Source organism: Clavibacter tessellarius, from assembly GCF_001618005.1.
Classification (GTDB): domain Bacteria; phylum Actinomycetota; class Actinomycetes; order Actinomycetales; family Microbacteriaceae; genus Clavibacter; species Clavibacter tessellarius_A.
Window position 1 is genome coordinate 46,285 of record NZ_LQXA01000019.1, and the last position, 12,732, is coordinate 59,016.

General features: G+C 73.5%; 10 protein-coding genes and 1 tRNA gene. 7 read left to right on the plus strand and 4 right to left on the minus strand.

Annotated elements, in window-relative coordinates; translation table 11 throughout:
• The first annotated feature begins 82 nt into the window (after nt 1-82).
• Nucleotides 83-664 carry a hypothetical protein gene (locus AWH51_RS04370; protein WP_063070898.1) on the plus strand — a complete coding sequence of 194 codons (582 nt, stop codon included), beginning with the start codon at nt 83-85 and terminating at the stop codon, nt 662-664.
• A 31-nt stretch (nt 665-695) separates the two neighbouring features.
• Here AWH51_RS04370 and AWH51_RS04375 read toward each other — a convergent pair whose 3' ends face one another.
• From AWH51_RS04375 to AWH51_RS04390, 4 genes are all read right to left on the minus strand, one after another.
• The gene (locus AWH51_RS04375; RefSeq protein WP_063070899.1) at nt 696-1,874 is read right to left on the minus strand and encodes a sensor histidine kinase; all 1,179 of its coding nucleotides are present in this window, start codon (nt 1,872-1,874) and stop codon (nt 696-698) included.
• Between the two features lie 7 nt (nt 1,875-1,881).
• On the minus strand, nt 1,882-2,580 hold the full coding sequence (locus AWH51_RS04380; protein ID WP_063070900.1) for a response regulator: 699 nt from the start codon (nt 2,578-2,580) through the stop codon (nt 1,882-1,884).
• Nucleotides 2,577-4,835 carry a bifunctional lysylphosphatidylglycerol flippase/synthetase MprF gene (locus AWH51_RS04385; protein ID WP_063070901.1) on the minus strand — a complete coding sequence of 753 codons (2,259 nt, stop codon included), beginning with the start codon at nt 4,833-4,835 and terminating at the stop codon, nt 2,577-2,579. Before AWH51_RS04385 ends, AWH51_RS04380 begins: the two co-directional genes overlap by 4 nt.
• Before the next feature lie 196 nt (nt 4,836-5,031).
• A tRNA-Leu gene (locus AWH51_RS04390) sits at nt 5,032-5,118 on the minus strand.
• A 209-nt stretch (nt 5,119-5,327) separates the two neighbouring features.
• Here AWH51_RS04390 and AWH51_RS04395 point away from each other — a divergent pair.
• From AWH51_RS04395 to AWH51_RS04420, 6 genes are read left to right on the plus strand one after another with little or no spacing between them, the layout of a single operon-like run.
• A complete protein-coding gene (locus AWH51_RS04395) occupies nt 5,328-6,059 on the plus strand; it encodes an FhaA domain-containing protein (protein ID WP_063070902.1) in 732 nt (243 codons plus the stop codon).
• Nucleotides 6,056-6,631, plus strand: coding sequence for an FHA domain-containing protein FhaB/FipA (locus AWH51_RS04400; RefSeq protein ID WP_063070903.1), 576 nt, complete (start codon nt 6,056-6,058; stop codon nt 6,629-6,631). The genes AWH51_RS04395 and AWH51_RS04400 overlap by 4 nt, the downstream gene beginning before the upstream one ends.
• 4 nt (nt 6,632-6,635) lie before the next feature.
• On the plus strand, nt 6,636-7,898 hold the full coding sequence (locus AWH51_RS04405) for a PP2C family protein-serine/threonine phosphatase (protein WP_063070904.1): 1,263 nt from the start codon (nt 6,636-6,638) through the stop codon (nt 7,896-7,898).
• Nucleotides 7,891-9,288: an FtsW/RodA/SpoVE family cell cycle protein gene (locus AWH51_RS04410; protein ID WP_063070905.1), complete on the plus strand. Its 1,398-nt coding sequence runs from the start codon at nt 7,891-7,893 to the stop codon at nt 9,286-9,288. Before AWH51_RS04405 ends, AWH51_RS04410 begins: the two co-directional genes overlap by 8 nt.
• On the plus strand, nt 9,285-10,736 hold the full coding sequence (locus AWH51_RS04415; protein ID WP_063070906.1) for a peptidoglycan D,D-transpeptidase FtsI family protein: 1,452 nt from the start codon (nt 9,285-9,287) through the stop codon (nt 10,734-10,736). Before AWH51_RS04410 ends, AWH51_RS04415 begins: the two co-directional genes overlap by 4 nt.
• Complete coding sequence (locus AWH51_RS04420) at nt 10,733-12,646, plus strand: serine/threonine-protein kinase (RefSeq protein WP_063070907.1); 1,914 nt, start codon at nt 10,733-10,735, stop codon at nt 12,644-12,646. The genes AWH51_RS04415 and AWH51_RS04420 overlap by 4 nt, the downstream gene beginning before the upstream one ends.
• Nucleotides 12,647-12,732 lie beyond the last annotated feature (86 nt).

Sequence of the window (12,732 nt, forward strand, 5' to 3'; positions counted from 1 at the left end):
GGGCGGGCGCCCCTGATCTGGGGCGTCGCCGCCGGGCCCCGCGTCGATACGGTGGGACCAGTCGAGCAACGGGGGTCCGCGCATGATCGTCGTCGTCATCATCGCCTGCGAGATCGGCTTCTGGGTCGTGCTGGCTGCCGGGCTCGCCGTCCGCTATGCCCTCCGTCGCCCGCGCCTCGGCGCCGTGCTCCTCGCGTGCGTGCCCGTCGTGGACCTCGTGCTGCTCGTCGCCGCCGCCATCGACCTCCGCGGCGGAGCCACCGCCGACTGGACCCACGGCCTCGCCGCCGCGTACCTCGGCGGATCCGTCGCGTTCGGCCACGCGATGGTGCGCTGGCTCGACGCGCGCTTCGCCCACCGCTTCGCCGGCGGACCGACGCCTGCACGCCCCGCCCGGTCCGGCCGCGCCAAGGTGCGCTACGAGTGGCGGATGTGGATCCTCACGGTGGTCGCCTACGCGATCGCCTGCGCCCTGCTGCTCGCCGCCATCGCGTTCGTCGGCGACGCCGCGCGCACCCGGGCGCTCGAGGACTGGATCGCGCGCCTCACGGTGCTCCTCGGCATCTGCACCATCTGGCCCGTCGGCTGGACCATCTGGCCCGGCCCGGAGCCGGCGACCGACGTCGAGCCGGCCGCGGTCCCCGCCTCGACGGCCGGCCGCTGAGCTGCGCCGACCTGCCCGGCGCCGACCCGCCTCAGAGCGGGAAGCGCAGCTGCAGCAGGTGGGATCCGTCGGCGCGCGTCTCGGCCGTCAGGGTGCCGCCGAGCAGCTGGGCCCGCTCGCGGAGCCCGGTCAGACCGTGGCGTCCGCTCGGCAGGTCGAGCAGCGGGAGCGTCGGCGCGCCGGCATCCACCTCGAGCACCACGTGTCCCGCGTCGAGCCGGCCGGTGATCCGCACGGCCGCGCCGGTCGCGTGCTTCCGCGCGTTCGTCAGGCCCTCCTGCACCGTGCGGTAGACGGCGCGCTGGGCGGCCGCGGGCAGGTCGCCGGGGAGGTCGATGGCGGTCTCCACGCGGATCCCGCTGGCCGCCACGAGGGCCGCCACGTCCTCCAGCGTCGGCTGCGGCGCGAGCTCCCGCCGCTCCCCGCCCGCCGCGCGGAGCAGCTCCACCATGCCGCGCAGCTCCTCGAGCGTGACCGTGCTGAGTCCGCGGATCGTGCGCGCAGCCTCCCGGGAGCGCTCGTCGGCCGCGCCCACCTGCATCGCCCCGGCCTGCACGGCGATGAGGCTGACCTGGTGCGAGACCACGTCGTGCATCTCGCGCGCGAGCACCGCCCGCTCCCGCGCGAGCGCGACCTGCGCCGCCTGCCGCTGGCCGAGCGTCTGCGCCTCGCGCAGCTCCAGGAGCTGCGCGGCCGCCGTGCGCCGCTCGCGCAGGAAGGCGCCGAGGAGCGGCGGACCGACGGTGTAGATGGTCGCGTCGACCAGCGGCTCGAGCAGGAACTGGAGGTCCTCCGGCGGCCAGAGCGGCGCCATGTAGGCGACCACGGAGGCGCCCGTCGCCACCGCGACCTGCCACCGCGGCGCGCGCGAGAGGCCGAGGTCGAAGAGGGCGATCATGAGCGGGACGTACGCGACGCTGACGTAGAAGGCGGGCAGCGCGGCCAGCACGCTCAGCCACGGCCAGCGGCGGCGGAACACGAGGCCGAGGCAGGCGACGATCCCCGCGGCGACGTCCCCGGACGCCTGCGCGGCGGACAGGAACCCGTAGGAGAGGGCCACGGCGACCCCGGCCACGAGCAGGTCGACGAGCACGGCGCGCACGCGGTCGGCGGCGGTCGGGCGGCTCCTGGGATCGGCGGCGGCGGCATCCGCGTCGGTGGCGGCGTCGGTCGTCGTGCCCGCGGCGAGCGCCCGCCTCGTCAGCCGCATGGCCGGATCACCGCCGCGGCACGAGCCCCGCGCGGTCGGCGACGACGGCCGCCTCCACGCGCGAGCCGACGCCGAGCGCCTGCACGATGGAGCTCACCGTCTCCTTGACCGTCCCGAGCGTCAATCCGCACTCGGCCACGATCTCCGCGTTGGAGAGCCCGCGGGCGAGCGCCTTCAGCACGGTGGTCTCGCGGTCGCCGAGCCGCGCGACGCGGGCGCGCTCGGCGTCGTCCTCGAGCGAGCGGAAGAGCCGGCCGGGCCGGAGCCCGGGCGCGAGCACGATGCCGCCGGACGCGAGCGTGAGCACGTGCCGGGCGAGCTGCTCCGGGTCCGTGTCCTTGAGCAGGAAGCCCGACGCGCCGCGGTGCAGCGCCTCCAGCACCTGGTCGTCGGTGTCGAACGTGGTGAGCATCGCGACGACGGGCGGGCGGGGCTCCGCCATCAGCTCGGCGAGGATCGTGAGGCCGTCGGGCGCGGGCATCCGGATGTCGAGGAGCACCACGTCGGGCGCGTGCTCGCGGACGGCGGCCACCGCGGTGTCGCTCGAGACGGCGGCCCGCACGGCGATCCGCGGCGAGGCGCCGAGCACCATCGCGATGCCCGAGCGCACGAGCGACTCGTCGTCGACCACGACCACGGTGACGACGGCGCCGGGCGGCGTGGAGGGGACGGCCGCGTCGTCGCGCGCCTCGGATGCGTGGCTCACGCGTCCCGCCTCCCCATGGCGGATCCGACGCCGACGCCGGTCGCGCCGCCGCGGTCCCCCGCGAGGCCGAGGCTAGCGCCCCGGGCCGCGCGCCGGGCCGCCCGGGTCGCGCGCCGGGCGTCCCGCCGGGCGGTGCCCGCCGCGCGCAGCGCGCCCACGAGCTGCCGGATCCGAAGCGTCGGCACGTAGGCGGAGGTGAGCGCGCGCCCGATCGGCGCGAGGTCGGCCGCCGTCGGGCAGGCGAGCCAGAGCGTCTCGTAGCGCGGGTCGAACTTGGCCTTGAAGCGCAGCAGCGACGTGAATCCGTAGGACGGCTCGAGCACCCGGCCGGTCGCAGCCAGCAGACGTGCGACCACCCGGTCGACGGGCCCGCCGGTGAGGCCCCGGCCGACGCCCGCGAGCGGCGTGCCCGACAGGCTCAGCGTCTCGAGTCCCTCCTCCTGGAAGGCGCGCGCCGCGGTCGCGATGAGGAACTCCATCACGCCCGGCATCGGATCCGCGCCGCGCCGCATGACGTCGAGCGTGCGTCCCACGAGCCGGCCGTCGCGGAAGACGGGCAGCCAGCTCGTGACGCCGTGCACGCGGCCGGTGGCGTCGACGGCGAGCAGCATCCGCACCTCGGGGTCGTCGAGCTCGGGCAGCCCGCCGAGCGTGAAGCCCATCTCGGGCAGCGCCTTCGCGTCGACCCAGTCGCCGCTGAGCGCGTCGACCGCCCGGCGGAGGGGCTCGGGCAGCCCGCGGTAGGTGCCCCACAGCGCGTCGACGCCGTCGCGCGCCGCGCGGTTCGTCGCCGTGCGGAGGTCCTGGCGGCGCTTGCCCGAGGTGGAGAAGCCCGCGAGGTCGATCACGGCCTCCTCGGCCACCGGCGTGACGCTCCAGCCGAGCTCCGCGAAGACCGGCAGGTGGGACGAGTGGATGCTGTAGAACGCGGGCACGAGACCGCGCGCCGAGCAGTGCCGGGCGAAGGCGCGGATCGTGGCGGGCGCGTCGGCCGCGGTCGCGATCGGATCCGACACCGTGAGGGCGACGCCGTGCGCGGCGCGGTACGCGACGGCCCCGTGCGCGGCCTCGCCTTCCGAGGAGGAGGAGGCGGCGTCGTCGTCGTCGGCGAACCAGTGGCTGCTGCCGGCCCAGGTGCCCATGAAGCCGAGGGATCCGGCATCCGCTCGCGCCAGCTGCGCGAGCACGCGTTCGCGCCCGGCGGAGCGCTCCTCGGCGGCGGCGCGCATCGTGAACGATCGGCGGCGGACGACGAGCACGACGAGCGCGGTCGCCGGCACGAGCCAGGTGCTGAGCATCAGCACGGGGAGCTCGAGGTCGGTCCACGACGCGACGGTGAAGGTGAACCAGTCCTCGGCGAGCGGGATGACCGTGTAGTACCAGCCGAGGAGGCCGGTCACGAGGAGGAGGGCCGTGATCCCCATCACGAGCCCGAGGCGCCGGCCGCGGAGCAGCAGGGCGACCGCGAGGATGAGCGCGCACAGCACGGCCACGGTGCTGCCGGGGTCGAGCAGCGAGCCCATGGTGCTGAGCACCCCGATCGCGTCGCCGGACACCGCGGCGATCCACCAGCTGAGGGTGACCGTGCCGAGCATGGTCGCGGCGACGACCCGCGCATGGGAGGTGGCGGCGTCGTGCCAGGCGGGGCGGGTGGAGAGCGGCACGAGGATGCGGCCGAGGCCCAGTCCGATGAGGAGGGCGACGCCGCGCGTGAGGTCGACCCCGTGGCCGCCGGCCAGCAGGCCCGCGAGCACCGCAGCGAGGACCGCGGCGCGGAGGCCGTCGCGGTGGGCCGGCGCGAGGCCGCGGCTGGCGGCGGCGGCGACCGCCACGATCACGACGGACGGCGCCCAGAGCCGGTCGGCCGCGTCGAGCTGGGAGTAGAGGTCGCCGAGCGCGAGGCCCACGGCGAGGAGGAGGGAGGCGACGGCGACCGGCGCGAGCGAGCCGATCGCGGCGACGACCGCGGTGCGCACGATGCCGATGCGGCTCTCCGACCAGGCCAGCACGGCCACGACGACGGCGAGCGCGATGGCCGTCGCGGCGGGGTGCGCGAGCTCGCCGAGCCCGGCCATGACGCCCATCCACGCGCTGCCCGCGGGGACGGCGATCGCGGCGAGCGGGTGGCGGGCGAGGGTCCGGAGGACGACCCGCGCGGCGCCGGCCGGGGGCGCGACGGCGGGCACCGTGGGCGGCAGGTCCGCGCTGTCGGCGAGGATCGGGCGGGCGGCGGGGGCGAGCGTCGAATGCGTCACGTCCCCAGTGTGCGGAGCCTCGGCCCTCCACCGCGTCGGCCGCGGGATCCGATCCCTCCGCCCATCGGCTGACCCGGGCCGCCGATCGGCTGACGTCGGCGGGGAGTCCGCCGCACGACCCGCGGCACCCCCGCGGGGCCGAGGGACTCCCGGGACGCGAGAAGGCCCCCGGTTCCCCGGGGGCCTTCTGCTGTGCTGGTGCGCGAGGGGGGACTTGAACCCCCACGTCCTCACGGACACACGGACCTGAACCGTGCGCGTCTACCAATTCCGCCACTCGCGCCAACCGGACGACATTATCACGTCGGGGAGCCGATCCCGCGCCGCGACCGCCCCGCCACCGCCCCGCCACCGCGCCCGGGCGGCCCGCCTCCCGCCCTCCCCAGGGGCCATCCGCACCCACCCGGCGGCCCGTGTCCAGGGCGTCGCCCCTCGAGTTGGCTAACATCGCACTATTCATCCGCGGAAGGACCGCGCGAGGACGGATCACACGTGGGAATCCTGGACAACTTCGAGAAGGGCCTCGAGCGCGCCGTCAACGGCGCCTTCGTGAAGACCTTCAAGTCCGGCCTGCAGCCCGTGGAGATCGTCGCGCAGCTGCGACGCGAGCTCGACACGCACGCCGCCATCGTCGACCGCGACCTCATCCTCGTCCCCAACTCCTTCACCCTCCGCGTCTCCCGCGCCGACCACGAGCGCATCGAGTCCATCGGCTCCACGCTCGTCGACGAGCTGCGCCAGGCGGTCGAGCGGCACGCGTCCACGCAGGGCTACCAGTTCGCGGGAGTCGTGCAGGTCTCCTTCCGCCGCGACGACCAGCTGTCGGAGGGCGTCCTCGGCATCGACAGCCGCACGGTCGAGGGCAGCGTCACGTGGATGCCCGTCGTCGACGTCGCCGGCACCCGCCACCCGCTCGCGGTCGGCCGCACGGTCATCGGCCGCGGCAGCGACGCCGACATCACGGTCGACGACCCGGGCACCTCCCGCCGCCACGTCGAGATCGCGTGGGACGGATCCCGCGCCCAGGTCCGCGACCTCGGCTCCACCAACGGCTCCGAGCTCAACGGCGCGCCGGTCACCAAGGCGCCGCTGCCGCCCGAGTCCGTCATCCGCATCGGCCGCACCGCCATCACCTTCCGCGTCGTCCCGCACGCCACCGAGGAGCGAGGCGGCCGCGAGCCGCAGCGCCAGCGCAGCGACGACGGGTTCTGGGGAGCGTCATGACCGAGCTGACCCTCCTCGTCCTCCGCCTCGCGTTCCTCGCGGTGCTCTGGCTCTTCGTCTTCGGCATCGTCTACGCGCTCCGCTCCGACCTGTTCGGCCAACGGGTCCGCAAGCTGCGCGAGGAGACGGGCGCCGGCGGCGCATCCCCGTTCCCCTCCTCCCCGTACGCCGCATCCGCCTCCGCGCCGCGCGCCGCGGCCGTGCAGCCGCCGCCCATCTCGTCGATGCCGTCCGGCGCCAACTCCGGCGCCGTCCCGTCGCGCGCCAAGGCCACGACGTCCACGGCCCGCCACCTCGTCATCACGTCGGGCGCCAAGGCCGGCACCGAGATCCCGCTCGGCACCGAGCCGCTCACCATCGGCCGCTCGAGCGAGTCGGGGCTCGTCATCCGCGACGACTACACGTCCACGCACCACGCGCGCCTGCTGCTCTGGAACGACGAGTGGATGATCCAGGACCTCGACTCCACCAACGGCACCTTCCTCGACGGCAAGCGCGTGAGCGTGCCGACGCAGGTGCCGCTCGACACGCCGATCCGCATCGGCGCGACCAGCTTCGAGCTCAGGCGGTAGCGGCATGGCGACAGTGACGCAGGCCGCTGCCGTCTCCCACGTGGGCAAGGTCCGGTCGAACAACCAGGACTCCGGCTACGCGGGGCGGCACCTCTTCGTCGTCGCCGACGGCATGGGCGGGCACGCGGGCGGCGACGTCGCGTCCGCGGTGGCCACCAAGCGCATCATCGAGACCGACAAGCCCTATGCCTCCGCGCACGACGCCGAGTTCGCGCTCCAGGCCGGCCTCGTCGCGGCCAACCAGCTGCTCGCCGAGACCGTGTTCGAGCACTCCGAGCTCACGGGGATGGGCACGACCGTCAGCGCGCTGGCCCGCGTCGACCGGCATGTCGCCATCGCCCACATCGGCGACTCGCGCATCTACCTGTTCCGCCGCGGCGAGCTCAGCCAGATCTCCGCCGACCACACGTTCGTGCAGCGCCTCGTCGACAGCGGCCGCATCACGCCGGAGGAGGCGCTCGTGCACCCCCGCCGCTCCGTGCTGATGCGCGTGCTCGGCGACGTCGACGCGGCCCCCGAGGTCGACACCCAGGTGCTCGACACCCACACGGGCGACCGCTGGCTCCTCTGCTCGGACGGGCTCAGCAGCTACGTCTCCGAGGAGCGCATCACCGAGATCCTCGCGACCGCGGGCACCCCGGAGACCATCGCCGACGCGCTTGTGAAGGAGTCGCTCGACCACGGCGCTCCGGACAACGTCACCGTGGTGGTCGTCGACGTGCTCGACGAGGACGACGAGGCCGCCGCCGCCCGCCCCGACCCGGAGCCCGTGCTCGTCGGATCCGCGTCGCAGCCGCTCGCCTTCGGCGACGAGCCCTCCAAGCGCGCCGTCCGGATCCCGTCGCTCCTGCTCCACCCGCTGCGCGCGAGCACGGCGGCGCGCGACGCCCAGTTCGAGCCGGAGTCGGACGAGTACCTCGAGGCGCTCATCGCCGAGGACCGGCGGCGCGCGCTCCGCCGCCGCATCACCTGGCTGGTCGGCGTCGCCCTCATCCTCGCCGGCCTCGTGCTCGCGTGCGTGCTCGGCTACCGCTGGACCCAGTCGCGCTACTACGTGGGCGAGTCCGAGGGCTCGGTGGCGGTCTACAACGGCGTGCAGCAGACCATCGGCCCGATCCAGCTGTCCCACGTCTACGCCCGCACCGAGGTGCAGGTCGCCGACCTCCAGCCCTTCTACCGCCAGCAGGTCGAGCAGACCATCAACGCGGACTCGCTCTCGGGCGCCGAGGAGATCGTCGACCGGCTCCAGGAGGCCGCGGGTGGCTAGCGCCGGCGCGGCGGTCGCCTCCGCGCGCGGGCGCGAGAAGGCGCCCAGGGTCCCGCGGATCCGCGTGCCCCGCCGCCTCCGGAACCTCGAGCTCGCGCTGGTCGTGCTGGCGTCCGTCATCAACGGCGGCGCCCTCTACCTCGTGCAGCTCGGCGCGCTCGGCGCATTCGACCGGAGCTTCTTCCTCCCGGCCACCGGCCTCGCCGTCCTCGTGCTCGGCATGCACGTGGCGCTGCGCTGGCTGGCGCCCGACGCGGATCCGTTCATCCTCCCCATCGCCACCGTGCTCAACGGCCTGGGGATCGCGGCCATCTACCGCCTCGACCTCGCCGGCGGGTACTCCGGCTGGGACAGCGTGGCCGTGCGACAGATCGTGTGGTCGGGCCTCGCCATCGTGTGCGCGCTCGCGGTCATCGTGCTGCTGAAGAACCACCGCGTGCTGCAGCGCTACCGCTACATCGCCATGTTCGTGGGCCTCATCCTGCTGCTGCTGCCGATGCTCCCGGTCCTGGGTCAGAACATCAACGGCGCGCGCGTCTGGATCCACATCGGCGGCTTCTCGTTCCAACCGGGCGAGATCGCGAAGATCTGCCTCGCGGTCTTCTTCGCCGGCTACCTCGTCACGGCGCGGGACAGCCTCTCGATGGTGGGCGTCAAGGTCCTCGGGCTGCGCTTCCCGCGCGTCCGCGACCTCGGACCGATCCTCCTGGTGTGGGCCGTCTCGATGAGCGTCCTCGTTTTCCAGCGCGATCTCGGCACGTCGTTGCTGTACTTCGGCCTCTTCATCGTCATGACCTACGTCAGCACCGGCCGCATCGGCTGGGTCGTCCTCGGCGCCGTCCTGTTCCTCGGCGGCGCGTTTGGCGCGAGCACCCTCGGCTACGTCGGCGGGCGCGTCGACGCGTGGCTGAAGCCGTTCGACCCCGCGGTCTACGACGCGAACGGCGGCAGCTTCCAGCTCGTCACGGGCCTGTTCGGCATGGCCGACGGCGGACTGTTCGGGCGCGGGCTCGGCAGCGGCATGCCCAACCTCACGCCGCTCGCCAACAGCGACTTCATCCTCGCCAGCCTCGGCGAGGAGCTCGGCCTCACGGGCGTCTTCGCGATCCTCGCCCTCTACCTCCTGCTCGTGTCCCGCGGCTTCCGCATCGGCTTCGCAGGCCAGGACGACTTCGGCAAGCTGCTCGGCATCGGGCTGTCGTTCGTCATCGCCCTGCAGGTGTTCATCGTCATCGGCGGCGTCACGCGCGTCATCCCGCTCACCGGCCTCACCACGCCGTTCATGGCGGCGGGCGGGTCCTCGCTGCTCGCCAACTGGATCATCGCGGCCCTGCTGCTGCGCCTGTCCGACACCGTCCGCAACCAGCCCCGATTGGTGGTCGAGTCGTGAACCGCGAGCTGAAGCGCGTCTCCGTGTTCGTCCTGGCCATGTTCGTGGCCCTCTTCGTCGCGGCGTCGATCATCCAGGTGGTCGCGGCGCCGACCCTGCAGGCGGATCCGCGGAACTCCCGCACCATCATCGCCAGCTACTCGGCCGAGCGCGGGGCGATCCTGGTCGACGGCACCCCCATCGCCTCCTCGGTCCCGGTCGACGACCGCTACAAGTTCCTCCGCACGTACGCCCAGCCCGACCTGTACAGCGCGGTCACCGGCTACTACACGCTCGGCCAGGGATCCACGGGCCTCGAGTCCGCCATGAACGACGTCCTCACCGGCACGAGCGGCACGCAGTTCTTCGACAGCCTCACGCGCACCTTCACGGGCCAGGAGCCGAAGGGCGCGTCGGTCGAGACCACCATCGACCCGAAGGTCCAGCAGGCGGCGTACGACGCGCTCGGTCGGCTGCGGGGATCCGTCGTCGCCATCGAGCCGTCCACGGGCAAGATCCTCGCGATGGTGTCCAAGCCCGGCTACGACCCCAACGTCCTGGCCTCGCACGACCGGGCCGCCGTGAAGCAGAGCTACGCCTCGCTCCTCGCCGACCCCGCGAACCCGCTCATCGACCGGGCCGTCAACAGCCTCAACCCGCCCGGATCCACCTTCAAGCTCATCACCACGGCCGCGGCTCTCGAGTCCGGTCGGTACACGCCGGACTCGCTCCTGCCGAACCCGTCCACCTTCACGCTCCCGGGCACCGGCACGGTCATCACGAACGCCGGCGAGGGCGCGTGCGGCAACGAGCCCGAGGTGTCGATCGCCACGGCGCTCCGCCTCAGCTGCAACATCCCCTTCGCCCAGCTCGGAATCGCGCTCGGCTCCGAGCGGATAGCGAAGATGGCGGAGGCGTTCGGCTACGGGAAGTCGATCGCCGTCCCCATGGCGAGCGCGAAGAGCGCCTTCTCCCCCGACCTCGACGACGCCCAGACCGCGCAGTCCGCCTTCGGTCAGCTCGACGTCCGCGCCACCCCGCTGCAGACCGCCATGGTCACGGCCGGGATCGCGAACGGCGGTGAGGTGATGAAGCCCAGCGTCGTCGACAGCGTCCTCAACCCGGACCTCAGCGAGCTGTCCGGATTCTCCCCCAGCCGATTCGCCGACCCCATCTCGAAGGAGACCGCCGCCACCATGACGCGGATGATGATCGACAACGTCCAGAGCGGCGTCGCCACAAATGCGAGAATCTCCGGTGTCGACGTGGCGGGCAAGACCGGCACCGCGCAGAACGGCGCCGACGACCCGTACACCCTCTGGTTCACCGGCTTCGCGCCGGCTGAGTCCCCGAAGGTGGCGGTCGCGGTCCTGGTCGAGGACGGCGGCGGACGAGGACGATCGGGCTCGGGGAACACCCTCGCCGCCCCCGTGGCGAAGAAAGTGATTGAGGCGGTGCTGGACAGATGAGACCCACGAGCGGACTGACCTTCGGAGGGCGTTACCAGCTGGGCGATCGCATCGCCATCGGCGGCATGGGCGAGGTGTGGGAGGCGACCGACCTCGTCATCGGACGCAAGGTCGCCATCAAGATCCTCAAGGACGAGTACCTGGGCGACCCCGGGTTCCTCGAGCGATTCCGAGCCGAGGCGCGCCATGCGGCGCTCGTCAACCACGAGGGCATCGCCAACGTCTTCGACTACGGCGAGGAGGACGGCAGCGCCTTCCTCGTGATGGAGCTCGTCCCCGGCGAGGCCCTGTCGACCATCCTCGAGCGGGAGCGCGTGCTCTCGAGCGACAAGGTGCTCGACATCATCTCCCAGACCGCCCTCGCGCTCCACGCCGCGCATCAGGCCGGTCTCGTGCACCGCGACATCAAGCCGGGCAACCTGCTGATCACGCCCGACGGACGCGTCAAGATCACCGACTTCGGCATCGCCCGCATCGCCGACCAGGTGCCGCTCACGGCCACCGGCCAGGTCATGGGCACGGTGCAGTACCTCTCGCCCGAGCAGGCGAGCGGGCACCCCGCGTCGCCGTCCACCGACGTGTACTCGATGGGCATCGTCGCGTACGAGTGCCTGGCCGGCCGCCGTCCCTTCACGGGCGAGTCGCAGGTCGCCATCGCCATGGCGCAGATCAACGAGCAGCCGCCCGAGCTCCCCGTCACGGTGGCGGAGCCCGTCCGCAACCTCGTCATGTCCTGCATCTCCAAGAAGCCGGCGGACCGCCCGCAGAGCGCCGCGCATCTGGCGCGCGCCGCGCAGGCGCTGCGCCGCGGCGACGTCGCGACCGCCACCATGGCCGTCGCCGCCGTCGCCGGTGCTGCCGCCGCGGATCCGGGCACGCCCACCCAGGCCACCCAGCTCATGCCGTCCGACCGCCGAGCCGACACGAGCGCCACCACCGTCCTGTCCTCCGCGCCCCGCGCCGGAGCGGCGTCGCCCTTCGACTTCGACGAGGTCGACGCGGAAGACGAGGAGCCCGAGCAGCCGCGCGCCAGCAAGCGCGCGATCTGGATCTTCGTGGTCGTCGCCGTCCTGGTGGTCGCCGCGATCATCGCCGGGCTCATCGCCGCCACCGCGGGCAGGCAGTCCGACCAGACGGCCCCCGTCCCCACGGAGACCAGCGCCGAGCCGAGCCCCACGCCGAGCGCGTCGCCCACCCCCACCCCGACGCCCACCCCGACCACCGTCGAGATCAAGCGCGAGGACTACATCGGGCGCGACCAGAAGACGGTCTCGAACGAGCTGACAGCCCTCGGCCTCAAGGTCACCGTCATCACGGGCAGCGCGGCACCGTCCGGTGAGGAGGAGGGTCGCGTCACCGCGATCACCCCCACCGGCAGCGTCGCGAAGGGCGCCACCATCCAGATCACGGCCTACGGCGCGCAGACCCTGCCGACCGCGGCGCCGGTCACCCCCACGGTGAACCCCACCACCGTGCGCGCCGGACAGGCGGTCGACATCTCGTGGCCCGCGTACTCCTGCCCGGCGGGCCAGACGCTGAACGGCTACCAGATCCAGGCCGACTCGGTCTCCGGCGGCGCCACGGGCACGTGGGGCGGGAGCACCAACCCGACCAACGCGCAGACCACCTCCGGGGAGATCAAGGCCGGCAACAACACGGGATCGTTCACGGTCAAGTACCTCGCCATCTGCGGCACGAACGAGTCCCCCTACAGCAGCACCGTCACCGTGGCGGTCGAGGCGGCACCAGGCGGCACCACGCCGGGCGGCGGCACCGGAGGCGGCACCGGAAATGGCACCGGAGGCACCGGAGGCGGCACCGGAGGCGGCACCACCGGCATGGCGCCGACGCCCCCTCCGGGCAAGGAGGATCGGCATTCGCTGATCTCCAGCACGCACCGCATGCCCTGATCGGCATGCGCCGCGCGAGCACTCCCCCGCCCTCCGCGCTCCGCCCCGGATCCCCAGCGGAGCCCGGGTAAGCTCATCCCCGTCCT

Excerpts from the sequence above, each read along its gene's own strand:
- AWH51_RS04370 (WP_063070898.1), top strand. The coding sequence starts at position 83 with ATGATCGTCGTCGTCATCATCGCCTGCGAGATCGGCTTCTGGGTCGTG.
- AWH51_RS04375 (WP_063070899.1), bottom strand. The coding sequence starts at position 1,874 with ATGCGGCTGACGAGGCGGGCGCTCGCCGCGGGCACGACGACCGACGCC.
- AWH51_RS04400 (WP_063070903.1), top strand. The coding sequence starts at position 6,056 with ATGACCGAGCTGACCCTCCTCGTCCTCCGCCTCGCGTTCCTCGCGGTG.
- AWH51_RS04405 (WP_063070904.1), top strand. The coding sequence starts at position 6,636 with ATGGCGACAGTGACGCAGGCCGCTGCCGTCTCCCACGTGGGCAAGGTC.
- AWH51_RS04420 (WP_063070907.1), top strand. The coding sequence starts at position 10,733 with ATGAGACCCACGAGCGGACTGACCTTCGGAGGGCGTTACCAGCTGGGC.